General features: G+C 68.2%; 25 protein-coding genes. 8 read left to right on the top strand and 17 right to left on the bottom strand.

The features are described from left to right. Positions 1-151: 151 nt before the first annotated feature. Both purD and ACFU5V_RS02585 read right to left on the bottom strand, forming a co-directional pair. Positions 152-1405: a phosphoribosylamine--glycine ligase gene (purD, locus tag ACFU5V_RS02590; protein ID WP_378696576.1), complete on the bottom strand. Its 1254-nt coding sequence runs from the start codon at positions 1403-1405 to the stop codon at positions 152-154. Positions 1406-1460: 55 nt separating this feature from the next. Next, positions 1461-3395, bottom strand: a complete 1935-nt coding sequence (locus ACFU5V_RS02585) for an FAD-dependent oxidoreductase (RefSeq protein ID WP_378696574.1) — start codon at positions 3393-3395, stop codon at positions 1461-1463. Between the two features lie 105 nt (positions 3396-3500). Between ACFU5V_RS02585 and ACFU5V_RS02580 the strand changes: the two genes are divergently transcribed. From ACFU5V_RS02580 to ACFU5V_RS02555, 6 genes are all read left to right on the top strand, one after another. Then, entirely contained in the window at positions 3501-4196 is a 696-nt protein-coding gene (locus ACFU5V_RS02580) for an alpha/beta fold hydrolase (RefSeq protein WP_378696572.1), read from the top strand. Positions 4197-4285: 89 nt separating this feature from the next. After that, positions 4286-5323, top strand: a complete 1038-nt coding sequence (locus ACFU5V_RS02575) for an ABC transporter substrate-binding protein (RefSeq protein WP_378440485.1) — start codon at positions 4286-4288, stop codon at positions 5321-5323. Next, a complete protein-coding gene (locus tag ACFU5V_RS02570) occupies positions 5320-6018 on the top strand; it encodes an SDR family NAD(P)-dependent oxidoreductase (RefSeq protein ID WP_378696570.1) in 699 nt (232 codons plus the stop codon). The genes ACFU5V_RS02575 and ACFU5V_RS02570 overlap by 4 nt, the downstream gene beginning before the upstream one ends. A 150-nt stretch (positions 6019-6168) precedes the next feature. Continuing rightward, on the top strand, positions 6169-7335 hold the full coding sequence (locus ACFU5V_RS02565) for an ABC transporter ATP-binding protein (RefSeq protein WP_378696568.1): 1167 nt from the start codon (positions 6169-6171) through the stop codon (positions 7333-7335). Beyond that, positions 7335-9035 (top strand): ABC transporter permease, encoded by a 1701-nt coding sequence (locus ACFU5V_RS02560; protein ID WP_378696566.1) that lies wholly within the window; start codon positions 7335-7337, stop codon positions 9033-9035. Before ACFU5V_RS02565 ends, ACFU5V_RS02560 begins: the two co-directional genes overlap by 1 nt. A gap of 45 nt (positions 9036-9080) precedes the next feature. Beyond that, entirely contained in the window at positions 9081-9845 is a 765-nt protein-coding gene (locus tag ACFU5V_RS02555; protein WP_378696564.1) for an SDR family NAD(P)-dependent oxidoreductase, read from the top strand. A 115-nt stretch (positions 9846-9960) separates the two neighbouring features. Here ACFU5V_RS02555 and ACFU5V_RS02550 read toward each other — a convergent pair whose 3' ends face one another. The 15 genes from ACFU5V_RS02550 to ACFU5V_RS02480 all read right to left on the bottom strand — a co-directional run bounded on the left by ACFU5V_RS02550 (position 9961) and on the right by ACFU5V_RS02480 (position 24354). After that, complete coding sequence (locus ACFU5V_RS02550; protein WP_378696562.1) at positions 9961-10992, bottom strand: NADP-dependent oxidoreductase; 1032 nt, start codon at positions 10990-10992, stop codon at positions 9961-9963. A gap of 39 nt (positions 10993-11031) precedes the next feature. Next, complete coding sequence (locus ACFU5V_RS02545) at positions 11032-12033, bottom strand: MBL fold metallo-hydrolase (protein ID WP_378696755.1); 1002 nt, start codon at positions 12031-12033, stop codon at positions 11032-11034. Positions 12034-12044: 11 nt separating this feature from the next. Next, positions 12045-12380, bottom strand: coding sequence for an EthD family reductase (locus ACFU5V_RS02540; protein WP_174705508.1), 336 nt, complete (start codon positions 12378-12380; stop codon positions 12045-12047). 74 nt (positions 12381-12454) lie between these two features. After that, a complete protein-coding gene (locus ACFU5V_RS02535) occupies positions 12455-13063 on the bottom strand; it encodes a TetR/AcrR family transcriptional regulator (protein ID WP_378696753.1) in 609 nt (202 codons plus the stop codon). An 87-nt stretch (positions 13064-13150) separates the two neighbouring features. Further along, the gene (locus ACFU5V_RS02530) at positions 13151-14653 is read right to left on the bottom strand and encodes a class I adenylate-forming enzyme family protein (RefSeq protein ID WP_378696751.1); all 1503 of its coding nucleotides are present in this window, start codon (positions 14651-14653) and stop codon (positions 13151-13153) included. A gap of 72 nt (positions 14654-14725) precedes the next feature. Then, on the bottom strand, positions 14726-15775 hold the full coding sequence (locus ACFU5V_RS02525) for an NAD(P)-dependent alcohol dehydrogenase (protein WP_378696559.1): 1050 nt from the start codon (positions 15773-15775) through the stop codon (positions 14726-14728). Between the two features lie 11 nt (positions 15776-15786). Then, on the bottom strand, positions 15787-16548 hold the full coding sequence (locus ACFU5V_RS02520; protein WP_378696557.1) for an SDR family NAD(P)-dependent oxidoreductase: 762 nt from the start codon (positions 16546-16548) through the stop codon (positions 15787-15789). Between the two features lie 35 nt (positions 16549-16583). Next, on the bottom strand, positions 16584-17345 hold the full coding sequence (locus ACFU5V_RS02515) for an SDR family NAD(P)-dependent oxidoreductase (RefSeq protein ID WP_378696555.1): 762 nt from the start codon (positions 17343-17345) through the stop codon (positions 16584-16586). Continuing rightward, entirely contained in the window at positions 17342-18544 is a 1203-nt protein-coding gene (locus ACFU5V_RS02510; RefSeq protein WP_378696553.1) for an acyl-CoA dehydrogenase family protein, read from the bottom strand. The genes ACFU5V_RS02515 and ACFU5V_RS02510 overlap by 4 nt, the downstream gene beginning before the upstream one ends. A 22-nt stretch (positions 18545-18566) precedes the next feature. Beyond that, positions 18567-19529 (bottom strand): phosphotransferase family protein, encoded by a 963-nt coding sequence (locus tag ACFU5V_RS02505; RefSeq protein ID WP_378696551.1) that lies wholly within the window; start codon positions 19527-19529, stop codon positions 18567-18569. Further along, positions 19526-20731 (bottom strand): acyl-CoA dehydrogenase family protein, encoded by a 1206-nt coding sequence (locus tag ACFU5V_RS02500; RefSeq protein WP_378696549.1) that lies wholly within the window; start codon positions 20729-20731, stop codon positions 19526-19528. Before ACFU5V_RS02500 ends, ACFU5V_RS02505 begins: the two co-directional genes overlap by 4 nt. 9 nt (positions 20732-20740) lie before the next feature. Further along, entirely contained in the window at positions 20741-21889 is a 1149-nt protein-coding gene (locus tag ACFU5V_RS02495; protein WP_378696547.1) for a thiolase family protein, read from the bottom strand. Further along, on the bottom strand, positions 21889-22266 hold the full coding sequence (locus ACFU5V_RS02490) for a Zn-ribbon domain-containing OB-fold protein (RefSeq protein WP_378696545.1): 378 nt from the start codon (positions 22264-22266) through the stop codon (positions 21889-21891). The genes ACFU5V_RS02495 and ACFU5V_RS02490 overlap by 1 nt, the downstream gene beginning before the upstream one ends. Positions 22267-22303: 37 nt before the next feature. Continuing rightward, positions 22304-23092, bottom strand: a complete 789-nt coding sequence (locus ACFU5V_RS02485; protein ID WP_378696543.1) for an enoyl-CoA hydratase/isomerase family protein — start codon at positions 23090-23092, stop codon at positions 22304-22306. A 122-nt stretch (positions 23093-23214) separates the two neighbouring features. Then, positions 23215-24354 (bottom strand): acyl-CoA dehydrogenase family protein, encoded by a 1140-nt coding sequence (locus ACFU5V_RS02480; protein ID WP_378696541.1) that lies wholly within the window; start codon positions 24352-24354, stop codon positions 23215-23217. A gap of 101 nt (positions 24355-24455) precedes the next feature. Between ACFU5V_RS02480 and ACFU5V_RS02475 the strand changes: the two genes are divergently transcribed. Next, positions 24456-24842 (top strand): hypothetical protein, encoded by a 387-nt coding sequence (locus ACFU5V_RS02475; RefSeq protein WP_378696539.1) that lies wholly within the window; start codon positions 24456-24458, stop codon positions 24840-24842. Then, positions 24826-25218: a hypothetical protein gene (locus tag ACFU5V_RS02470; RefSeq protein ID WP_378696537.1), complete on the top strand. Its 393-nt coding sequence runs from the start codon at positions 24826-24828 to the stop codon at positions 25216-25218. Before ACFU5V_RS02475 ends, ACFU5V_RS02470 begins: the two co-directional genes overlap by 17 nt. Positions 25219-25244 lie beyond the last annotated feature (26 nt).

Here is a 25244-nt window from a genome sequence, read left to right as displayed (position 1 = left end):
TAGCGTGTTTCGTGTCCGCAGCCGCCTGTGGGGCCACTGGCGCCCCCTACCAGGTAAAGGGGGTGGGGACCGCCCGCGGAGGGGGGAAAAAAACGCGCGTACCCCCCCGGATTGCCCGGGGGCCCACGCCTGTTTCGACAGTGCTTCGACCTCAGGGAATGGCGATGCGACCCTCGACCGCGGCCAGCCCGATGTCCTTCCGGAAGTGACTTCCCGGCAGCTTGATCGCGGAGATCTTGGAGTACGCGTCGGCGCGCGCCGCGTCGAGGTCGGCTCCGACTCCGACCACGCTGAGCACGCGTCCGCCCGCGGAGACCACCTGGTCGTCGACGAGCTTGGTGCCAGCGTGCAGGACACCGTCACCGTCGGCGCCGGTGATCACGTCGCCGGTGCGCGGGGTCGCCGGGTAGTGCTCGGCCGCGACCACGACGGTCACCGCCGAGCCGTCCTGCCACTCGAGCGGTGCGACCCGGTCGAGCGTGCCGGTGGCCGCCGCGTTCAGCAGCTCCCCGAGCGGGCTCTTCAGCAGCGCGAGAACCGCCTGGGTCTCGGGGTCACCGAAACGGCAGTTGAACTCGACGACGGCGGGGCCGTCCTTGCCGATCGCCAGCCCCGCGTACAGCAGCCCGCTGAAGGCACTGCCGCGAGCCACGAGTTCGGCGGCGACCGGCTTCACGACGTCGTCGACGATCTGGGTCACGGTCTGCTCGGGCAGCCACGGAAGCGGCGTGTAGGCGCCCATGCCGCCGGTGTTGGGTCCGGTGTCGCCGTCGCCGACCCGCTTGTGGTCCTGGGCCGGCAGCAGCGGCACGACGGTCTCACCGTCGACGACGCAGAACAGCGACACCTCGGGGCCGTCGAGGAAGGATTCGAGGAGGACGGGGTGGCCGTTCTCGAGCAGTTCCGCCGCGTGGTCGCGGGCGGCGTCCCGATCGGTGGTGACCACCACACCCTTGCCTGCCGCGAGGCCGTCGTCCTTGACCACCCAGTTGGGCCCGAAGCGGTCCAGTGCCTCGTCCAGCTTCGCGGGCGAGTCGACGATCTCGCTGTGCGCGGTCTTCACGCCGGCGGCGGCCATGACGTCCTTGGCGAACGCCTTGGAACCTTCGATGCGCGCGGCGTCGGCCGACGGGCCGAAGCAGGCGATCCCTCCCGCGCGGACGGCGTCCGCGACACCGAGCACCAGCGGGACCTCGGGGCCCACCACGACGAGGTCGGCGTCCAGCTTCTTCGCGAGCGCCGCCACCGCTTCCCCGGACGCGATGTCGACGGAGTGCTGCTCGGCGATCTTGCCGATCCCGGCATTGCCGGGCGCGCACATCAAGGCACTGACACCCGGATCGCGAGCAAGGGCGAGAAGGAGGGCATGTTCACGGGCTCCGGAGCCGATAACGAGTACGCGCACGGATGTCAGCCTACGGGCCGCGCCAGGCTGCGGCTCCGCCGCCCGTGAGTACTTGTTAACCGCCCGCGGTTAACAAGTACTCACGGGCGACGGCATGACCTTCGGCGACGGCGTGTGCGACCTTGCGTGGGACGAGCGCATCGCCGATGACGTGCACGCGTGGGTTGCCGGGCGCGAGGTGCGACCAGTCGGCCGAGCGCCGCTCGCCGGCGACGACGACCCGGTCGGCGTCGAGGCGGGTCCTCGCCCCCGACAGCGTGCTCTCGAACTCGACCGAGCCGTCGGAGACCGCGACCGTCGACGACAGCACGCGCACGTCGACCGGTTGGCCCGACAGCCGGCGCAGGTACTGCACGCGTCCCTCTGCGGGGAGGCCCGACGCGAAGGCCGCGGCCGGCGTCAGGACCGTCACGAGGCCGGCTCCGGCGGCGAGTGCGGCTTCGACCGAGCTCGCCGCGGGCCAGAGCCCGAATCCGTCGTCGACGACGACGACATGGCCCGCGCCGCGCAGCGGCTCCCCTCCCCCGGCCAGTGCCTGCGACGTGAGCAGCGACGTCGTTCCCGCCGCTTCACGGGGCAGCGTCTCCTCGGCCCCGACCGCCAGGACCACGTCGTCGAAGCCCTCCAGCTCGGCGGCACTCACCCGGTGGCCCAGCCGCATCGTCACCGCCGACAGGTTGTCCGAGTAGTAGTCGAGGAGGCGACGCCACCCGCTGCGGTTCGGTGCGTCCGCGGCAATCGCGAGCTGGCCCCCGATCCGGGCGCGGCTCTCGAAGAGGGTGACGTCGTGGTCGGGTCCGAGCCGCATCGCGCACTCGAGACCGGCCGGGCCCGCACCGACGACCGCGATCCGGCGCCGGTCCGCGGACCGGCGCGTCGGGCCGAGGGTCAGCGGGTACGCCGGACGCGCGGACTCGCCCGGCGGAGCGAGTTCGGGGTTGACCGAGCAGAGCAGGACCGGGTCGAACGTCCGGCAGTCCTCGTTGCAGGACACGCACGGGCGGATCGCGGTTTCCCGGCCGGTCAGCATCTTCCGCGGGAAGTTCGGGTCCGCGATCAGCGGTCGTGCCACGCCGACGAGGTCGGCACCCGACTGCAGGGCGCCGTCGATGGACGCGCCGGTGCGGAAGGACTGCGACACGAGCAGCGGTGGCCCGGCGGCCGCGCGTAGCCGTCCGACCGCGTCGAGCAGCGGCGGGTCGGTGACGGCCATGTCCCGGACGTAGGTGGTGCGCACGCCGACGGTGACGTTGACGTAGTCGAAGCCCGAGAGGTGCGGAAGCAGCTCGCACAGCCCGTCCATGCCGAGGCCTGCCTCTTCTCCTCCTTCGGCGGAGACGCGCACACCGAGGACGAGACCGGGACAGGCGTCGCGGATCGCGGCCGCGATGCGGTCGAGGATCCGTACCCGCTGCGAGACCGTCGCGGCGTCGGAGCCGAAGTTGGTGACCGGCGAGAGGAACTGCGCCAGCAGGTATCCGTGGGCAGCGTGCAGTTCGACGACGGGGAATCCGGCGGACCACGCGTGAACAGCGGATGTGCGGAAGGCGTCGACGATCCCGTCGACCTCGGCGGGCCCGAGTGCGCGGGGACGCGTCGGTTCGCGAGGCGAGCGGACGACGGTCGGTGCCACGGGATGACTCCACAGTTCGGCGCCGAGCGTTTCGCGACCGAGGTGGACCAGTTGGCACGCCGCCACGGCCCCCTCCTCCGTGATCGCCCGTGCCCGGGCCTCGAGGCCTGCGACGACTTCCGGACGCCAGGCCTCGGTGATGTTGCCGTTGCGGTTGGCCGAGTTCGGTGACACCACGGTGCCGCCGACGATCAGCATCGCCGCCCCTCCCGCCGCCCGGCGGCGCCAGTAGTCCGCGTCGCCGGGCGACGGGACACCGCCGGCGACGGCTCCCGAGGCGTGCGCCGTCCCGACGAGACGGTTCGCCAGCCGAAGCGGGCCGAGCTGCAGCGGCCGAGCAGCACGTGGAGACGTCATGAATACTCCTAACTGAACTGGATTCACTTCACGCTAGCAGGTGATTGACATCACACGGCAACTTCTTTAGATTCAAACTGATATCAGTTCAATTTGAGGGGAATCATGTCGTTCGTTCTCATCCACGGCGCGGGAATGGGCGCCTCCTGCTGGGACCCACTCCTGCCGTTGCTCGAAGGCGACACTCTCGCAGTCGATCTCCCCGGACGGGGTACACGCCGATCCGCCGACCCGCGGACCGTCACCCTTGCCGACTGCACCGCGGCCGTCGTGGCGGATGTGGAAGCGGCGAACCTCGATGACATCGTTCTGGTCGCGCATTCCTTCGCCGGAGTGACGGCCACGCCGGCCATTCCTGCGCTCGCGGGCCGATTGCGGCACGTCGTCTTCCTCTCCGCTGTCGTCCCCGCCGACGGCACGCGAGTGATCGACCAGATCGACCCGGACGTCCGCGCCGCCGTGGAAGAGTCGATACGAGGCGGTCTCTATCGCCAGGATCCTGCGGGCGCCACAGCGATGCTCTGCAACGACATGGACGCCGAGCAGACCGGCTGGATGATCGACCAACTGGTCGACGACTCCGCCGCGTTACTCACCGAGTCCGTCGATCTGTCCGGCCTTCGGGCCGACATCCCCCGCACCTACGTACGCCTGACGAAGGACGCCTGCTATCCGCCCGAACTGCAGGAGCGATCGGCCGCCGTCGTCGGCGGCGACACCGTCTTTCTCGAATCCGGCCACATGGCCATGGTGACGATTCCCGATCAGGTCGCCGCGCTGCTGCACGGGCTCTCGGCGTAGGCCCTCACCGCACGTTCGATCCCCTCGCTCACAGACCGAAATACACGGATTCGCATCCGGCGAACCGATTCCGGAAGGACTTTCATGCCATGAGAAGTGTGCCGATAAAGCTGATGGCGGTCGCGGTGGTCGCCGCGTTCGCTTCCGCCGCCTGCGGATCCGGCGGGTCCGGCGTCAGTCGACCAGTGTCGGGCACGTGGGACGACGTCGTCGCCGCGGCCGAGAGCGAAGGCAGCGTACTGCTGTACTCGAGCCAGAATCCCGCCAATCTCGAGGCGCTCAAAGTGGCATTCGAGCAGGAGTATCCCGAGATCTCCCTCGAATACGTCCGGGGAACGGACGCCGACATCAACCCGAAGGTCGAGGTCGAGAATCAGACGAAACGCGGCACGGCCGACGTTCACATGCTCACCGACTCCGCCTGGATCGAGACGGCCGCGGAGTCGGGCACGTACTCGGCCGACCTCGTCGGCCCGGCGTTCGACGCGCCGGAGTACGAACCCCAGAAGAGCATCATCTCCGACAGGTTCTTCCTGACCAGCGCGGCGGTGTTCTCCCTCGGATGGAACACGACAGCACTTCCCGGCGGCCTGCAGAAGCCGGAAGACCTCCTCGACCCGGCGTTGAAGGGCAAGATCGGCATCGTCAACCCGTCGGGGATCGCCTCCTACGTCGACTTCTACCGATTCTTCGAGAAGAACTTCGGCCCCGGCTATCTCCAGAAACTCGCCGAACTGAAACCGCGCATCTACCCGAGCGCACTGGGGGTCGCCCAGGCCTTGACGTCCGGCGAGATCGTCGCCACGCCGGTGGTGCAACCCCTGGTGCGGGAGAAGGAATCGGGTGCGCCCGTCGACTGGGCTCTGCCCACACCCCCGTGGGGAACACCCTGGTTCACGCATGCCCTGTCGGCGGCGCCGCACCCGAACGCGGCTCAGGTGCTGGCGAACTTCATGGTCACGCCGGCCGGTCAGAAGGCGCTGTCGCTCGGCTACGCGAGCGCCCTTCCCGGCATCGAGGGAAGCGTCGCGCGGGCCCAGGACATCGCACTGCCCAACCCGTCCGATCTGACGCCCGAATCGCTCACCGAATACCAGGCCGACTGGGAAAAGAGATTCATCCAATGACGTCACACGACGCGCGACTGGGTGACACCTGCGCTCTCGTCACCGGTGCCGCTCGCGGGATCGGCGCCGCGACCGCGGAACTCTTCCATGCGCAGGGCGCGACGGTGTACCTGTGCGACGTCGACGACGACCTCGGCAACAGTGTCGCCGCGAAACTCGGTGCGAGAGCCCACTATCGGCACCTGGACGTGACCGACGAGGCCGACTGGTCCCGGGTGACCACCGAGATGGCGGACCGCGGCCATCCGATGCGCATTCTGGTCAACTCCGCCGGCGCCGCGTCCAAGTCGTCGATCATGGACACCTCGCTCGCCGAGTTGCGGCGCATGATCGACCTCAACCTGGTGGGCACGTTCCTCGGACTGCAGGCCGCGGGCGCCGCGATGACCGCAGGCGGGTCGGTGGTCAACCTGTCCTCGCTGCGCGGCGTCCTCGCGGAGAGGAACATCCGGGTCAACGCGGTGTGCCCGGGCAGTATCGACACGGCCATCACCGCGGGCGCAGGTTTCGCCGACGACGACATGAATGCGTATGTGAAGAGCATTCCGATGCAGCGACGGGGTCTGCCGCTCGAGGTGGCGAAGGCCATCCTGTTCCTCGCGAGCGACGAGAGCAGTTACGTCACCGGCACCGATCTCATGATCGACGGTGGAACCTCGGCGGGCGCCAGGACTCCCAAACTCTCGTCGTCGTGACGGACCGGCCCGGCAACTCCTTGCCCGCCGGCCATCCCACCGCTACGCTGAAATGAACTGAATTCACTTTATATTCGTCCACCGCTCCGAAACCGGGAGCCCGGACGGACGCCCTCCCCGACAAACCACTCGCAACCAGGCAGGTGCCAGGTGACATCGCAATTCAGGGTTTCCAACCTGACCAAGACCTTCGGGTCCAACACCATCGTCGACCAACTCGATCTCGACATCGAGGACGGTGAATTCCTCGTACTGCTCGGCCCCAGCGGTTGCGGCAAGACGACCACGCTCCGCTGCATCGCCGGCCTCGAGACACCCGAGGGCGGGTCGATCGCGTTCAAGGACCACACCGTCTTCGACGCGTCGGCCCGAATCAACGTTCCGGCCTACAAGCGCAACATCGGCATGGTCTTCCAGTCCTACGCGCTGTGGCCGAACATGACGGTGCGGGAGAACATCCGGTACCCCTTGAAGGTCCGCCGGATGAAGACTGCCATGGCCTCCGGCCAGGTCGAAACCGCTGCGGGCATGGTGGATTGCGGGGCCCTGCTCGACCGGTACCCCTCCCAGCTCAGCGGTGGGCAGCAACAGCGGGTGGCGGTGGCGCGCGGATTGGTCGCACAACCCGATCTGGTGCTGTTCGACGAACCCCTGAGCAATCTCGATGCGCGACTGCGCGACCAGGTGCGGTCCCAGATCCATCAGCTCCACCAACGTCTCGGCTTCACAGCCGTATTCGTCACCCACGATCAGGCCGAGGCGTTCGCGCTCGGAGACCGGCTCGCCATCATGAAGGCGGGCAAGATCGAGCAGTACGACACCCCCGAGCGGGTCTACGAGACCCCGGCCTCCGACTATGTCGCCGCGTTCATCGGTATGGCGAACCGACTCGAACTCGTCCGGCGGCACGAGGGCTGGACAACGCGCGCGGGCACTCCGGTAGACCTCGATGCGGCCGTCATCCAGGGCGGACACCTCGGGGGCGACGCTGCCCTGGGAAGAATGCGCCCCGACGACCTCGCCCTGCATCGTTCGCTCGACGAGGTCGCCCCGGGCGATGTCGGCCTGACCGGTGAACTCGTCACCTCGGAGTACGGCGGTCGCCATTTCGACGTGACGGTCGACGCCGGCGGTGAGCGGTTGTACCTGCGCGCGGATGCGGGACGGCACGGATCCTGGTTGCGCGGCGCCGCCACGGGATCTCCTCTGGTGGTCAGCTTCTCCCCCAGCGCCCTGCGCGTGTTCCCGCACCCCGACGGGCACGTCGATCTGCACGCTCCCGAGCTCGCTCGGGCCGCAGCCCGAGCGGAGGCGTGATGGCTACCGTCGCCGTGAGCCGCGGTGCGCGGCCGCTCGTCGTCAGCGCGGTGTGGCGGACCCGGCTCGGGTACGGTGCGCTGCTGGCGTTTCTCGCGTACCTCGTCGTGCTCCCGCTGTTCCGGCTGCAGTCGCTGGCGTTCGAAGACGGCGCGCGCGGATATCAGGCCCAGTACGGGCGGTACGACATCGGTCAGACCATCCGGACGACCATCGCCCTCGCCGTCACGTCGCTCGCCATCGCGATGGTGCTGGGCACGGTGCTCGCGTTCGCGGCCACCAGACTGCCACGCCGGCTGAGCTTTCTCCGGATCGTCCCCATCCTGCCCATCGTGATGCCCGCGGTCGCCAACGTGGTCGGGTGGGCATTCCTCCTGTCTCCGGGGCCGGGGTACCTGAACGCACTCCTGCGCACACTTCCCTGGTGGAACACCGTGGATTCCGGACCGATCGACGTCTACAGCACCCCGTGGATCATCATTCTCACCGGTTTCGGACTCACGTCGTTCGTATACCTGTTCGTGAGCGCGGGCATGCAGAACATCAGTTCCGAGCATCTCGAGGCCGCGCAGATCAGCGGTTCGTCCACGCTCGGAGTGTTCTTTCGCGTCGTGCTTCCCCTGCTTCGCCCGTCCCTGGTGTACGGCGGCGGAATCGCGCTGCTTCTCGGACTGGGCCAGTTCACCGGGCCGCTCCTGTTGGGGCAGAACGCGGGCGTGAAGGTGCTCACCACCGAAATGTACCGCCGTGTGTCGGAGTCGCCTGCGGATTTCGCTGCCGCGGCGGCCGCGGGGTCACCGCTCGTCATCTTCGGCATCGTCGTCGTGCTCGCGCAGAAGATGCTTCTCGGCAATCAGAAGCGCTTCGTCACCCACGGCGGAAAAGCGTTCGCGCCGAACACCGGACGCTCGATCTGGGCCGCCGCGGCGATCTCCGTCTACGCGATTCTCGCACTTGTCGTTCCGCTGATCGGGCTCGCCATCGTGGCCGTGTCTCCGTACTGGTCGGAATCGCTGTCCTGGAATCTGTTCACACTCGACAACTTCCGGGCGCTCTTCCAGACGGCGAGCATCGTCGACTCCGTGTTCACCAGTCTTCTCACCTCCGTCGTCGCAGTGGCGATCTGCGTGCCGATCGGCTATCTCACCGCCACTCTGCTCGTGCGAGGCCGCACGCACCGGGTCCTGGGGACCATCGGTGACGTCATCACGGCTCTCCCCCTCGGCATTCCGGCGGTGATCTTCGGCGTCGGGTTCCTGCTCACCTACACGCAGCCTCCGCTGATCCTCTACGGCACCAAAGCGGTCATCATCCTCGTGTACGTCGTGCTCATGGTGCCGTTCTCCACCCGGATGCAGATGACGGCGATGCTGTCGCTCGGGGAGACGTACGCCGAGGCGTCGGCGACCAGTGGCGCGAGCCCGTTCGTCACCAATCTCCGGGTGATCCTGCCGCTGATGAGACCGACCGTGCTCAGTGCCGTCGCCTTGATGTTCATCCTGCTGACCCACGAGTTCGCCGCCTCACTGCTCGTCCGTGCCGCCACGACACAGGTGATGGGCACGCTGCTGTTCGACCTGTGGGAGAACGGCTCGTATCCGCTGGTGGCGGCGATGGCGCTGCTCATGACGGCCGTGACCAGCATCGGCGTCGTGTTCGCGATGCTCGTCGGTGGCCGGAACGTGTTGAGCAACCTGTGATGTCGGCATGTCCGGCCCGATCCGAACGAAAAACGAGGAGTACAGATGAGTGTGGGACCTGACCGGCTTCGCGACAAGGTCGTCCTGCTGACGGGTGCGACCGGTGGGATCGGCGTCGAGATCGTCCGCAGGCTTGCCGACGAGGGCGCCCACGTCGTCGTCACCGATCTCGACGAATCGGCCTGCCATGACCTGCTTCGCACTCTCGCCCGGCCCGAGCGACATGCCGCGCACGCCCTGGACGTCTCCTCCGAGGAGCAGTGGGAGGCGGTCGTCGCAGCAGTCGAGAAGAAGTTCGGCGCTGCGCACGCCCTGGTCAACAACGCCGCCATCGGCAGTGTCGCGACGGCCGAGGACGAAACCCGGGCGCACTGGGATCGTGTGATCGGGATCGGTCAGACCGGCACGTGGCTGGGCATGAAACATGCCGGTCCCCTGATCGAGCGCAGCGGCGGCGGATCCATCGTGAACATGTGCTCGATCCTGGGAACCGTCGGTGGCCTGGGCAACAGCGTCGCCTACGCGGCCGCCAAGGGTGCCGTCCGCACGATGACGAAGAACGCCGCCCTGCACTGGGCGAAGGCGGGCGTGCGGGTCAACTCGCTGCACCCGGGATTCATCGCGACGCCACCCCTGCTCGAACGGTGGGAGGGCACCGAGCGTCACCGCGAGATGCTGGCCGGCACGCCGATGGGCAGGCTCGGGCGCGGTGAGGAGATTGCGGCCGCGGTCGCCTTCCTCGCGGGCGACGACTCCACCTTCGTGACCGGAGCGGAGATCTACGCCGACGGCGGGTGGACGGCTGCCTGAACCCCGGCAGACGAACATGGCCTCCGCGCGATGCGGAGGCCATGTTTGCTGTGCGGCTGGGTTTGCTGTGCGGCTGGGTTTGCTGTGCGGCTGGGTTTGCTGTGCGGCTGGGTCGTCACCGCAGACGGCACAGTGTCTTTCCCACGGTGCGGCCGCGCAGCATCGCGACGATGGCGTCCGGCGCCGACTCGAGACCGTCGAACACGGTCTCCTCGGCAACGAGCCGCCCGTCGCGAAGATAGGCCCCGACCTCGGCGCGCATGTCGCCGAGCAGGTGGTCGTAGGCACCGGCCCGGAAACCCTTCACCGTGAGGCTCTTCGACACGATCTGAAAGAGGTTGCCCGGACCTGCCGCCGCCGTCTCCGCGTCGTAGGACGCGACGGCGCCGGCCATGGCCACTCGGCCTCCCGTCCGAAGGCGATGCAGGGCGGCCCCGAGATGCGTTCCGCCCACGTTGTCGAAATACAGATCGATGCCGTCGGGTGCCGCACTGTCGAGGGCCCGGGTCAGGTCCGGCGTGTGGTAGTCGAACGCGGCATCGAGATTCAATTCTTCCAGCAGGAACCGGACCTTTTCGGCGGATCCCGTGCTGCCGACCACGTAGTGACCTCGGAGCTTGGCGATCTGTGCGGCGAGGCTGCCGACCGCTCCGGCCGCCGACGAGATCCACACGACGTCTCCGCCTGCGAGTTCACCGATGCAGTGCAGTCCCACGTACGCGGTGAGCCCGGCGCTGCCCAGCGCTCCGAGATATGCCTGCGGCGGGTGCTCGCCGGTGTCGAGTCGCGTCACACCACCGGCACCGGCGAGGGTGTCACCGTCCTGCCGGATCACGGCGAACTCACGAAAACCGTTGATGTGCAGCACCGTGTCGCCCGGCTCGAAGCCGGGGGCACGGGACCGGAGTACCTCCCCGACAGCCAACCCGGTCAGCGTCTCCCCGATGCGGAACGGCGGCAGGTAGCCGGCGGGGCCGGTGGGGCCGAGCCGCATCCTGACGGACGGGTCGATCGACGACCACGAGTTGCGCACGAGAATGTCACCGGGACCGAGTTCTTCGGGAACCGTCACCACGTCGAGGCGGAAGTCCGACGGTCGAACCCTCCCCTGGGGATGGTGTGCCAGTGTGAGTTCACGACTCTGCATAGGAATCCTTTCGACTCGGACCACGGAGAAGACTTCGACTCAGACGACGGCGAAGACGTCGTGGCCGTCTCGTTTTCGGACGGTGAGCCTGCCGCGGTCGACCAGGGTGTCGAGGTGCGCGAGGGTCTCACAGGTGGCGATCATCTGATTGAACGGGTCGAGCGTGGTGAACGGCCTGTCGCGACGAGTCCACGTGACCACGTGCGCCACGGCGGTCGCGGTCCCCTGCCCGAGAGAGATCAGCGCGGTGCGCATGGCATCGAATCGCTGGTCGTGGTGCGCGAGAAGCTCTTCTACTCGACGGTGCACGCTCGGTGCCGGATCTCCGTGTGCCGGCAGGAGCTGCGAATCGGGGCGGTCGAGCAACCGGGACAGCGAGTCGAGGTAGTGTCCCAGCGGCAGGTCCCACTCGCCCAACTCGAAGCCGATCGACGGCGTGATCGAGGGCAGGACGTGGTCGCCGCTGAACAGCAGCCCCTGATCCACGTCGTGAAACACCATGTGTCCCTTGGTGTGGCCCGGGGTGTGCACGACGTCGAGGGTGTGCCGGCCGATCGGGAGTGGACCCGCGGCGAGCCAGTGGTCGGGTTCTTCCCAGTCCGCGGGGTAGAACGGTTCCGCGGCGGTCAGGGTCTTGACGGTGTCTGCCAGGACGGGGGCTCCCGCGCGGCGGAGTTCGTGCAGCGAATCCGTCGGAACGTTGCTGCCGAGGGCGCCGACCGCTGCCAGACCGTCCGCCTCCGCGACTCCGAGGTGGACGCGTGAACCGTGACGGCGGCGGAGTTCGACGGCGAACGTGTAGTGGTCGCGGTGCACGTGGGTGACGTAGATGTCGTGAATCTGGTCGGGGCGGTGGCCGATCCGGAGCAGTGCCCGCTCCATCTCCTCGAACGTCGTGCCGACTCGCCAGCCGCCGTCGACGAGGGCCAGGCCGTCCGGGGTCTCGAGGGCGTAGACGTTCACGGCCCCGAGTCCGTCACCGGGCATCTGGAGGGGTATTCGATGCACACCGGGCGCCACCTCGTAGCAGCCCGGCTCCATCCACCCCGCCCTCATGATGTCGCGCTGTCCACTTCGACCATCGTCTTCTCCTCGCCCATGACGAGGATGCGCTTTCCGCGCATCTTGCCGACGTTCTCCACTGCGGCTTGCCATTCCGGGCTGGCGAGCGCGGCATCGAGGTCCTCGCGGGAGTCGAAGCTCAGGATCGACACGCCGTCCCATTCCCGGGACCGGTCGTCCATCGCGTCCAGCACTTCGGTGTGCTGCCAGCGTCGCAGGCCGGGAAGCGGATAGGTCACGTCGGCGTGCTCACCGCGCCACCACTGGATGAACTGCTCGTGGCTCCAGTCGTGCGGACGGGCGGCCAGGACGATCAAGTTGTACATCATCTCTCCATTACTGACATGAATTAGGTTCAATTATCGAGGGTGCGCAAAAGCCACTCCCCGATCTCCGCGGGTCACGCGCGGACGATACGCAGGGTGGCGTCGCGAACGTGCCGGTTGAGCTGGTCGAGTGTCATGTCGCCACCTGGCCGGTACCAGCGCCACACGCTGACGACGAGCCCGAGGACGAGCCGGGCCATCAAACGCGCATCGGCGTCGGCGAAGGCCCCGGCACCCATCCCCTTCGCGATGAGGAGAGACCACGCCTCTTCGATCGAATTCACCAGCGCCCGTGACGTCTGGCGCTCGGCTTCCTCTTTCTCGGACTGACGGGGCGTGGCCAGCAGATCCATGTGGCTCTGGAGGATCCGGCGCTGCAGGGCGTCGCGGGGGGTCGCTTCCAGGGCGCTGGTGATGGCGGCGCTCAACGCCTCGACCGGGTCGTCGATGCCCTCGATCGCGGTCGTGAATCGCTCGAGCGACTGCGCCAGTTCGAGACGCATGATCGTCAGCAGGCAGTGTGCCTTGGATTCGAAGTAGTGGTAGAGCGCGGTCTGGCCGATACCGACCTCGTCGGCGATCGACGCCCACTTCGTGTGCTCGAAGCCCACTTCCCCGAAGCGCTCGATTGCGGCCGTGAGGATGAGCCCGCGCTTGGAACGCGGACCATCGCGGAGCGTCATGGCTTCTACGGACACGGGATCCCCATCCATTTGTCGTCGGGTCGGTACCGGTAAGACTACCTGAACTGAGGTCAGGTCGGGTGGGGATCAGGTGGTCCCGGTACCGGCGAGCAGGCGTGTTGCGAGATCCACCGCATCCGGTCGGGACAGTTTCCCGACCCGGTTCTGTGGCAGGTCGTCGATCGTGAAGACGAACTCCGGCCACTTGAACTTGGGAAACTCGATGTCACCGAGGTGGGCAACCACCTCACCGAGGGTAATCGGTGCACCGGTGCTCACGACCAGGGCTGCGGCGCGTTCACCGAGCAGTTCGTCCGGCACCGGTACCACGCACACCTGGGACACGGTCGGGATGCGGGCGATAGCGGCCTCGACCTCGTTGATGTCGATGTTGCGGCCGCCGCGGATGATGATCTGCTTCTGCCGCCCCATGACCCGGATGGTCCCGTCGTCCGCGATCTCGACGAGGTCGCCGGTGGGCAGGAATCCGTCCGCGGTGAGGTCGGGCGGCGCGGGAACACCGGCCCGGGCATAACCGACGAAGAGGGACGGCCCGTTGACCTGAGCGTCGCCCACTCGCCCCGACGGCAGTGGCGCGCCGTGCGCGTCGACGGCTCGGACAACGGTGCCGGGGAACGGCCGGCCGTCCCGGCCCAGGCGTACGTCCGGCTCGTCCGACGGCAGCGGGGTGGTGTGCCCGAGGCACTCGGACATCCCGAACACCCGCAGGAACGTCGTCCCGAGAATCTGCTCGGCGCGGCCGAGCGCACCGGCGTCCATCGGGCCGCCGCCGACGGTCATCGCCCGCAGCGAGGTCAGCGCGCCCGCCGCGTCGGGTGCGACGGCCAACTGAAGCGCCATGGTCGGGACGAGCATCGTCCAGGCGACCTGGTGTTTCCTGACCACCTCGAGGGCGCGCGCCGGCTTCCAGCCGTCCATACAGACCATCGGCGCGGCCAGCATCGTGGGGAGGTAGAGACCGAAGCAGAATGCGGCCACCGACGAGAGCGGGACGAACGCGGCGACCGGGTCTCCGGCTTCGAGGCCGACGGCGTCGATCGTGCAGCGGCAGGCGTAACGGATCGCGGATTCCGACTGCACCACGCACTTGGGGTGTCCGGTGGACCCGGACGTCATCGCGATCGCGATCCCGCCGTTCCACCTCGCGACGTCGCTGACCGGCGTCCGCGACCAGCGCATCGACCAGCCGTCCAGCGCGATCGCCTCTTCGGAGAAGTGGTCGTCGGACGCGCCCCAGTGCTCGAGGGACCCGGGGTCGGCGATCACCACGTCGGGCGCGATGTCGTGCAGGGCGACGGCGAACTCCGACGGGGTGGCGTGCCTGCTGAACACTGCGACGACACCGCCCCGCAAACCGACCGCGAGTGCCGCGGTCAGAGTCCGCCAGCTGTTGTCCGCCTGGACGAGCACGGTGGGCGAACCCCCGCGAGCGGTGTCCAGCAGAGCGGCGAGTTCGGTCGCCGCCGCGGCGATGCGCGCGGCGGTGTACTCGCCCGAGACGTCGACGACCGCGATCTCATCGGGCGAATTCTTTGCGCGAGCAACGAATTCGCGAGCCAACTCCCACATCCCGCAATCCTCCTGTTCAGCGAACACTGTCATTCTCGATCATCGTGCGCGGTATCGCGCAGGCCTCGCCGGTCACGGCACGAGGACGGCACGCCCGCGGATCTCTCCGCGGCGCAGCCGGTCGTACACGTCGACGGCGTCGTCCAATCGGTACGAGGTCGACTCGACGCTCAGCAGCCCTCGTTGCGCGAGATCGACCACCGCCTCGAGGTCGGCGCGGGTTCCCCAGAACGGGGCGCTGACCTGCCAGCCGCCGGGTAGTCCGAGGTCCTTGCCGACCGTGAGCCGGCCGCCGCCGCTGCCCACGGTCACCAGGCGGCCACCGGGGCCGAGCAACTGCACGGCCGACTCCATCGTGGCCGGGGATCCCACGAAATCGAACACCACGTCGGCGGAGCGCGGCTCGGTGCCGGAATCGGCCACCTCGCTCACCGCCCGGTCCGCCCCCAACCGGAGGGCGAGGTCGCGCGAGTCCTCGCGTGGATCGACCGCGATGATCGTGCCGGCGCCGAGAGCGCGAAGGATCTGGACGGCGAGATGGCCCAGTCCCCCGACACCGACCACGACGGTGACCGCGTGGCCGTCGACGAGGTCCCGGTTCGTGCGGATCGCGTGGTAGGCGGTCAGGGCGGCATCGGCGAGCGGGGCGGCACTCTCGGGAGCGAGCCCCCGGGTGCGCACCACGAACCGTTCCGAGGGAACGATCATGGCCTCGGCGAGGCCGCCGTCGTGCCCGAGACCGTTGCCGATCGCCGGGAGCCTGCCGTCCGCCCGCGGACGCAGGTCGTGACAGTAGTTCTCCCGGCCCCGCCTGCAGTTGCGGCACTCCCCGCAGGACCACACGCCGTGGACCACCACGGACTCGCCGATCCACGACCTGTCGGCGTCCGGTCCCGCGGCGACCACGGTTCCGGCCACCTCGTGCCCGAGTGTGAGCGGGAGCGGGTAGTCGAACGCGCCTGCGGGTGCGTCCATGACGTGCAGGTCGGATCGGCAGAGCCCGGCGGCCCGGACCTCGATCAGCAGTTCGGCGTTCCGCGGTTCGGGGACGGGGACGCGCTGGACCTGCACGGGTTGGCCCCACGTGGTCAGGCGCACTGCTCTCATCATCTCGATGGCCATGGTCCCGTCGCCTACCTGGCTGCCCAGCCGCCGTCGACGACGAGCGTCTGTCCGGTGACATACGAAGAAGCATCCGATGCGAGGAACAGCACGGCGCCGTCCACCTCGCCCGCCCTGCCACCGCGGCCGAGCATCGTGTTGCGGCGCACCCAGTCGGCCGAGCGCTGGTTGCCGAACAATCCGTCCGTCATTTCGGTATCGAACCATCCGGGCACGACGGCGTTGACACGGGCGCCCCGCCTGCCCCACTGACCCGCCAACTCGCGGGTCAGCCCGAGAATGCCCGCCTTCGACGCCGCGTAGCTCGCACCGCCGATGGGAGCGGTGGACACCAGACCGATCACCGACGAGATGTTGATGATCGAGATCCCCGCGCCCTCCGGAACGGTCGACATGGCATACGTGGCCAGATGGAAACCCGCCGCGAGGTTGACGTCGAGGATCGACGAGAACCCGTCGGCGGTTTCGTCCTCCGCGTTCGGAGGTCCGGGCTTGCCGGCGTTGTTGACCAGGACGTCGACGTGGCCGGTTCGCTCGCGGGCGCGGTCGACGAGACGGCGGCGGTCGGCGTCGACGGTGATGTCGCATTCGACCGGGACCACGGTGTCGACCTCCGCTGCCAGTGCCTCGAGCCGATCGATGCGGCGAGCGGCCGCGTAGACGGTGGCGCCTGCCGCGGCCAGCGTCCGCGCGAATCCCATCCCCAGTCCGGACGACGCACCCGTGACGACGGCGACGCGACCGCTCAGCTGGAACAGCTCGGGTACCTGCATGTGGTTGGCTCCTACTCCTGTTCGTGGCACGCGCGTCAGTAGACGGCGGTGCGTCCGCCGTCGACCGGGATCACGGCGCCCGTGGTGTAGCCGGCACGGTCCCCGGCCAGATGCACGACGAGGCCGGCGATTTCATCCGGATGCCCCAGCCGTCCGGCGGGCAGCCGGTCGACGATCTTGCCGACGAACTCGTCGTCCCAGTCGGCAGCCATGTCGGTCGCGAATCCGCCCGGCATGATGCAGTTCACCCGCACCCGGGGCGCGTATTCCTGCGCGAACGCCATCGTCAGCGCGTTGAGGCCGTTCTTCGACGCCGCATACATCGCCTCGGGCGGGCTGGGACGCACCGCGCCGATGCTCGAGATGTTGATGATCGAACCGCCTCCGGCCGCGCTCATCCTGGCGCCGGCCACCGCCATCAGCCGGAACGGTCCCTTGAGGTTGACCTCGATCGTCTTGTCGAACAGCGACTCGGACACCGACTCCAGCGTCGGTGACAGGGGTGCGATGCCGGCGTTGTTCACGACGACGTCGAGCTTTCCGAATCGGGTGACGATGTGGTCGACCGCGGTTTCGATCGCGTCCCACTTCCCGACGTGCAGGGCGAGCGGTTCGGCGATGCCGCCGGTGTCCCGGACGATCGCGTGGGCCGCGGAGACACACGCCTCCTCCTTGCGGCTCGACACGATCACGGTAGCGCCCGCGGCGGCGAGGCCGCCGGCGATGGCGTATCCGAGCCCGCGGGTCGCCCCCGTGACCAGTGCGACCTTGCCCGTCAACTCCTGTGTCGTGTTCATGCGTACTTCTTCAGTTCGAGGCGCGCGATCGTGCGCAGATGGACTTCGTTCGGGCCGTCGGCGATCTGCAGTGCGCGGGTGATCGCGTACAGCCGGGCCAGGATCGTGTCGTCACTCACCCCTGCGGCGCCGTGCGCCTGGACGGCGCGGTCGACCACGCGATGCGCCACCTCCATCGCGGACACCTTGATCGCGGCGACCTCCGAGCGGGCGGCGGCGTTGCCGCGGGTGTCCATCAGCCACGACGACTGCAGAACCAGCAGCCGGATCTGGTCGATCTCCATCCGGCTCCGCGCAATCCACTCACGCACCACACCGCGATCGGCGAGGGGTCCACCGAACGCGGTGCGCTGCAGGACCCGTCGGCACATCAGCTCGAGGGCGCGTTCGGCCATGCCGATCGCCCGCATCGCGTAGTGCATGCGCCCCGGCCCGAGTCGGCCCTGCGCGATCGCGAACCCGTCACCCTCGGCGCCGAGCATGTGGTCGGCGGGCACCCGCACGTCCGTGAACTGGACCTCGCCGTGGCCGAGCCGGTCCCGGTAGCCGAACATCGGCAGATCGCGGAGCACGTCGATGCCGGTAGCATCCGCCGGCACCAGGATCATGCTCTGCTGCCGGTACGTCGGCGCGTCGGGATCGGACTTGCCCATGAAGATGACGAGCTTGCAGTCGGGATCGAGAATGCCCGAGGTGTACCACTTCCGGCCGTTCAGGACGTATTCGTCGCCGTCGCGGCGGATGGTCGAGGTGATGTTGGTGGCGTCCGAACTCGCCACCTCCGGTTCCGTCATCGCGAACGCCGACCGGATCGTGCAGTCCAGGAGCGGCGCGAGCCAGCGTGACTGCTGCTGCGGGGTGCCGTACATCGCGAGGATTTCCATGTTGCCGGTGTCGGGTGCCGAGCAGTTGATCGCCTCGTTGCCGATCACCGACCGTCCGACCATCTCGGCAAGAGGCGCGTATTCGAGGTTGGTGAGCCCGGCGCCCCATTCGCCGTGCGTCATGAAGAGGTTCCACAGTCCGAGTTCCCGTGCCTTCGCCTGCAGGTCCAGCATGACCTTCGGCTGTTCGTGCGGGTTGTCGTTCGACCTGATCTGCTCGTCGTACACGGCCTCGGCCGGATAGACGTGCTCTTCCATGAAGGTCCGCAGTTGCTCGAGCAGTCGCTCGGTGCGTGCGGAGTATCCGAAGTCCACGTGAGGTCCTCTCTGAGGTTGATCAGGCAAGTAGTGCGGTGCCGCTGCGGATGAGCTGCGCGATGGTGTCGGGTAGCCGTTCCTGATCGGGGTCGTGGTGGCGGCCCTCTCGGTGCCTGCGCAGGTTGTGGCCCATGATCGCCGCCATCTTCAGACGGCCGAGTGCGTTGAACCAGTGCATGTCCGGCAGTGCCGGCTGGTCCCCGGTGTAGAGGTCGATCAGCTCGTCCTCGCTCGGCAGGTTCGGCACCGCGCGCCCCACACCGGGGAAGTTCGCGCCGTCGGCGAAGACGAGGAACCAGCCGAGCTCGACCCGCGGATCGCCCAGGCTCCAGATCTCCCAGTCGATCAATGCCGCCGGCTCCGTGCCGCGCGCGAGGATGTTGCCGAGCCGGTAGTCGCCGTGCACCAACGTGGGCGCCATCCCGTCCGGGACATCGGCGGCGAGCAGACGCAGCAACGCCTCGCCCCCGGTCACGAGTTCGGGGGGAACGGCGTCCAGGGTGCGTTGCCACCGCGCCAGCTCGGCGGCCGGCGACAACGGATCACCGGCGGCCGGGATCGTGTCGAGGGGCACCGCGTGCAGCAGCGGGAGCACCTCGGCGGCCCGGCGCATCCGCGCGGCAGCGACGGCCGGTTCGACCGCCGGTGTATCGAGCACCGGCTCGAGGGATTCGCCTGCGACGCACTCCATCGCGAACCACGCCGGACCGTCCTCGTCGACGGTGACGATGCGGGGCACGGGAACCGCTGTGGCTCCGAGCGTTTCCATGATCCTCGCCTGGCGCACCATGTCGTGCCGCCCGACGGGACGCTGCCCCTCGGGCACAGCCTTGACGACGAGGTCGCCCCCACCGGTCCGGACCTTGTAGGTCAGTCCGGAGTGCCCGCCGGGCAACGGCTCGAGCGGGCCGACGTCCAGGCCCGGGTTCTGCTCGCGCAGGCGACGCGCCACACGGTCGTCGAGGGTGATCGTTGCACTCACGGGCGGGGCTCCCTCGGCAGGCCGAGCACGCGCTCGGCGAGGATGTTGCGCTGGATCTCGTCGGTGCCGCCTGCGATGCGGTAGCCGGGTGCGCCGAGCACGTGCTCGGTCCACGCGAACGTGCCCCACTCGCCCGAGTCGGCGATCAGGTCGCGCCCCAGCAGCATCCGGACGACCTCCGAGGTGCGCGCCATGGTGTCGGTGGCGAGCAACTTGCCCACCGACGCCTCCGGGCCGGGGTCCTTGTCGGCGACGACGGCGGCGGCCACCCGCATGCCCGTCACCCGCTGGACATAGCTGCGCGTCACCAGATCCGCGACCTTGTCGCGCTCGATCTCGGACAGTTCCCGGCCCAGGTGGCGGGCGAGTTCGACGGCCTGATCCGCGTTGGCCAGGCCGAGATTCCCGGCGTCGAGGCGCTCGGCGGCCAGCACGGTCAATGCGACCGGCCAGCCCTGCCCCACCGGCCCCAGCCGGTAGTCGTCCGACAGTTCGACGCCGTCGAGATACACCTCGTTGAAGGAACTGCCCCCGGTCATCTGGCGGATCGGCCGGACGGTGACGCCGGGAGCGTCCATCGGGACGAGGAAGACGGTGAGGCCCTTGTGTTGGGGCGCGTCGGGGTCGGTGCGGCACACCGCGACCCCGACGTCGGCGACCCGGGCGCCGGACGTCCAGACCTTGTGCCCGGTGATCGTCCACCGGCCGTCCCGCTCGACCGCTCTCGTCCGGACCGCCGCCAGGTCGGATCCGGCTTCGGTTTCCGAGAACAGCTGACAGGCGATGATGTCGGTGCGGAGCATCGCCCGCACGTACCGCTCGCACTGTTCGGGCGTTCCCCATTGGGCGATGGCGGGTGCGACCAGTTGCTGAGTGACCGAGAACATTTCGGTTCGGCGCGGCACGTCGAAACAGTTCTCCTCCCGCCGGAAGGCGAGCACATAGGACATCGGCAGGCCTCGTCCACCGAATTCGACGGGCCAGTTCATCGAACCCCAGCCGGCGTCGAACTTCGTCTGCTCGTACGCGCGGATGTGGTCGGTCTCTTCGCGTTCCTGCGCCGCGGTCCAGTTCTCGAAGACGGCGACCGAGTCTGGTCCCACCCCCCATTTGATCTGGGTGCGAGGTTCGGCGACCGTGCGCAGCCACGCGCGGGCGTCGTCCACGAACTGGTCCAGGCCGGGCATCGTTGCTTGATTCATGGCTCTTCCTCAGACAGACAGGACGGTGCAGGCGCTGATCCCGGGCGCACCGTAGACGTGGGTGAATCCGATGCGCGGGCTTCCGGGCACCTGCCGGGCACCGGCCTCCCCGCGCAATTGCGTGACGATCTCGTGTATCTGCCGGAGGCCGGACGCCCCGATCGGTTCCCCGTTCGCGATGCAGCCGCCGTCGGTGTTGACCGGGATCCGTCCGCCGATCTCCGTCTCGCCCGCGGCGATCAGCTTTTCCTGCTCGCCGTGCTCGCAGAATCCGCATTCGGCCAGGTGCATGATCTCGGCGCCGCTCTCCGTGTCCTGGAGTTGCGCGACGTCCACGTCGGAAGGTCCGAGTCCGGCCTGCTCGAATGCGGCGGCCGCAGTGGACGTGCTCACGCTCGACGGGGTTCCCGCGCCCTGTATCGACGGACCGAACACCTCGAACGAGCCGAACCGGCGGGTGCCCGCCGCAATGCCCCGCAGTTGTACCGGTCTTCCGCCGAGTCGACGGACGGCGGTCTCGCTCGCCACGACGACGGCCGCACCGCCCTCGCCGGGTGAGCAGAACATGTACCGGGTGAGGGGGTCGTTGACCATGTCCGCGGCGGCGATCTCCTCGGCGGACATCGGTTCACGCCGCCAGGCATTCGGGTTCAGGGAGCCGTTGCGATACGCCTTTTCCGCGACGGCGGCCAGTGTGGGGGCGCTGATTCCGTGTTCGCGCATGTACCGCGCGATCTTGATGCCGAAGAACTGGGTGGTGACCATGAGACCCGCCTCGCCGTAGCCGACTGGCAGACCCCAGTCCTGTGGTGCCGGGTCGAACGCGCCGCGCGGGTGCTTGTCGAAGCCGACCGCGATCGCGATGTCGGCGGCGCCGGCACGAATGGCGTTGACGGCCGACACCAGTGCGCTACCCCCTGTCGCGCAACCGTTCTTGACGTTGGTGAACGGGATCCCGGTGAGCCCGAGTTCGGACACCAGGGTGTCGGCGAGCCCGGAGCCGTCGCTGCCACCGAACGCGACCTGAACGTCGGTCCACGCGATGCCGGCGTCGGCCAGGGCGGACGCGATCGCGTCCAGGGCGAGCCCGCGGCCGGTCTTGTCCGGTTGGCGCCCGAATTTCGACAGTCCGGCCCCGATGATCGACACGGTGGACATCAGCGGGTCTCCTTCAGATATGCGTCGGTGGCGAACCGGGGCACCGGCACCGTGGCGACCAAGGTCACCGGCGCCCCGTCGTCCAACTCGTCGAAGTCGTGGCAGTCGAGCACGCCTTCGATCCTGATTCCCTCGGGGAGTTCGACGTATCCGACCGCGAACGGCGAGAACCCGTCCGGCGGCGGAACATACGGCGGCGATTTCGGGGCGAACCGCTGAACCGTGTACGCCCAGACCGTTCCGCGTGCACTCAAGGTCAGCGGCGACATCGCCGGCCCGGCGCACCTCGAGCACACGGTGGTGGCCGGGAACGCGACGGTCGAACAGTGGGCGCAGCGGCTCGCTTCGAGCCCCGGCGCGGTGGGTGTCTCGCCCATCGTCACTCTCTCCTCGGGATTCGTCGTCGGGGTCGGGTCAGCGACCGACCCAGACCGGGTCACGCTTTTCGAGGAAGGCGTTCACGCCTTCGCGTGCGTCCTCAGACTGCAGCGCGTTGCCCACGGCGAGGTGCTCCATCACCATGAGCGACTGGATGTCCGCGTCGAGACCGCGGTCGATGCACATCTTGGTGAGCTTCATCATGAACGGGCTCTTGTCGACGATCGGTGCGATGAACTCGGCGAGAAGCTTGTCCAGGTCGTCGGCCGGCGCCGACGCGTTGATCAGGTCGAAGGCCTCCGCCTCCTTGCCTGTGAGGAGCTTGCCGGTGAGCATGAGTTCCTTCGTCTTGCGAACGCCGATCATGCGCGGCAGCCGGTAGATCGGGCCCGCGCCACCGAACAGTGCGCGACGGATGTGGAAGTCGCCGATGCGGGCGTCCTCGGCGGCGATCGCGAAGTCGCAGGAGATCATCAGCTCGAATCCGCCTGCGGTGACGAAGCCTTCGAGGACGGCGACGGACGGGGTGTTCATCGAGTACAGGCGGTCGCACACCCGGGCCGACAGCACCGCGACATCCATCGCGGTGGTGGAGCCGACGTACTTCTCCCGCAGTTCGTCGAGGTCGAATCCCGAGCAGAACGTGCCGTCACGTCCACGCAGGACCAGCACCTTGAGTTCGGGGTCGTTGTCGACCTCGACGATGATCTCGTCGAGGCGGTGCAGCAGCTCGACGGTGACCGCGTTCTTCTTGTGCGGGCGGTTGAGCCACACGCGGGCGATGTCGCCGTCCTTCTCGAGCACGATGTGGTCGGTGTCCACCATGTCGGGGTCCTTTCGAGGAATGAAACTGAACTGGATTCACTTCAGTTCTACTGGGTGGGAGGTGGTCCGTCAATAGCGGGATCGAAAAGCGTTGGTTTCGGCCGGCAGCAGCCGGCCCGATGTCAGAGTCCGACGAGATCCGCGATCCGCCCGCGGTGCGCCCGCGAATCCCCCAGCAGCGGTTCGTCTCCGAGCGCGCGGCGAACATAGGAGTGCGTCGCGTGTTCCCAGGTGAAGCCGACTCCCCCGTGCAGTTGCACGGCCTCCATCGCCGTGGCGATCACGGCCTCGGTGCAGACCGCACCCGCGACAGCGGCCGGAAGCGCCGCGGCGCCCGGGTCTTCCGCGAACACCGCGGCCGCGTACCGCGCCGCCGATCGCGCCTTCTCGAGGTCGACGAGAGTGTTCGCCAGTCGATGCTTGACGGCCTGAAAGGAGCCGATCGGCCGCCCGAATTGGCGGCGCTGCATAGTGTATTCCCTTGTACTGTCCAGCAATCGGTCGATCACGCCGACGTGCTCGCAGGCCAGTCCGATCACCCCGAGGCTGTGCAACGATTCGACCGCGCGCGGTGCGTCACCGGGTCCGGCGAGACGCACCGCCTCCGCGTCGTCGAAGAGCAGATTCGCCTGCCGCCGGCTGGGGTCGACCACCGGAAGTTCTGTTCGCCGCACCGTCGCGGTCCGCAGATCGACCGCATAGAGGCCTGGTCCGTCGTCGGCGTGCGCGAGCAGCACGACGACATCGGCGGCGCCGCCCTGCACGACATTCGTCGCGCGACCGGACAGCGACCATCGGTCGCCGGCACGCGTGGCGTCGACGAAATCGGTCTGCGCACTCAGGGCCGTCACCGTCGCGACGAGTTCGCCCCGGACGACCCGGTCGAGCAGTTCGTCGACCCGGGGCGACCTTTCGGCCGCGAGTAGGGCGTGCACTCCCAGCGTGGCGGACGTGAGCACCGGTTCGCAGACCAGCGCGCGCCCGCATTCTTCGAGAACGATGCCGAGTTCGACCACGCTGTATCCGAGGCCGCCGCGATCCTCCGGCACCGTCAGGGCCGCGACGTTCATCTCCTCGACGAGCAGCGACCACAACTCGGGGGAATAGCCGACCTCGGACCGGGCGGCGAGTCGGCCGTCCCCGAGGGTCGAGTGGCGGTCGAGCAGGCGGCGGATGACGTCGCGGATGTCTTCGTGCTCGGCAACGGGGGTCATCGCCGGGGGTTCGGTCTCGGGCCAGGGGCTGGAATGGGAGGACTGCATTGAACTCTCCTGTAAATTGACGTGAGTTCAGTTTAGTTTCGCAGAAGTCGAGACGGCAAGGACTCTCGACAGACCCACCCGTGTTGAACTAAGTTCATTTCATGACCGATGCACTCGTGATCGAGCAGTACTACGCGATCCTCGACAGCGGCCGGATCGACGACGCGGTTGCCCTGCTCGACGAATCGATCGAGTTCGCCATAGTTCTTCCCGGTACCGTCCGTCGCGGCCACAGCCGCGCCGACATGCTGAGCTACCTCCGGGGACGACCCCCGGTCGATCGACGGCACGTGCTGCTGAGGACGAGCAGCGCCGGCGACGTCCAGTTCGCCTACGGCTCCGTCGTCGAGAACGAGACGAAGACGACCGGCTGGTTCCTCGCCGCCATGCACATAGGCGCCGACGGCACCATCGACGCGTACGAAGTGTCCTTCGACACGGAATTCAGCATTCTCACAAGGGAGTTGGCTCATGACAAGCGCGACTGACGCGAATGCGAGGACGTCACCGACGCCCGTGCTGGTCGCATGGTTCGCGATCATGGATTCGGACGATCCCGACCGCGTCCTGACGATGATCACCGACGACTTCCGGATGTCGGTCCAATTCTCCACCGGCGGCGGGAAGGCAGCCGAATTCGTCGGCGATCGCGCAGGTCTCGTCGGGTACCTGCAGCAACGCGAGAAGAGCGTGCTGGTGCACGAGATCCTCGCGGGCTCGCGGGTGGATGACGTCGAACTGGCGCTGGGACGCACCACCCGGAACGGCGAATTCGAGGCGTCGTTCAACACCTCGGCGCAGCTCGACGAGTCCGGACTCGTGCGGAGGTTGCTCATCTGCCGCACGCCCGAGATCTCGTTCTGACACCCCTGTGAGTACTTGTTAACCGC

This window comes from Rhodococcus sp. NPDC057529, assembly GCF_042802055.1.
GTDB lineage: Bacteria > Actinomycetota > Actinomycetes > Mycobacteriales > Mycobacteriaceae > Rhodococcus_F.
The sequence above is the reverse complement of the archived record's forward strand: the minus strand, read 5'-3'. Positions and strand labels throughout refer to the sequence as shown.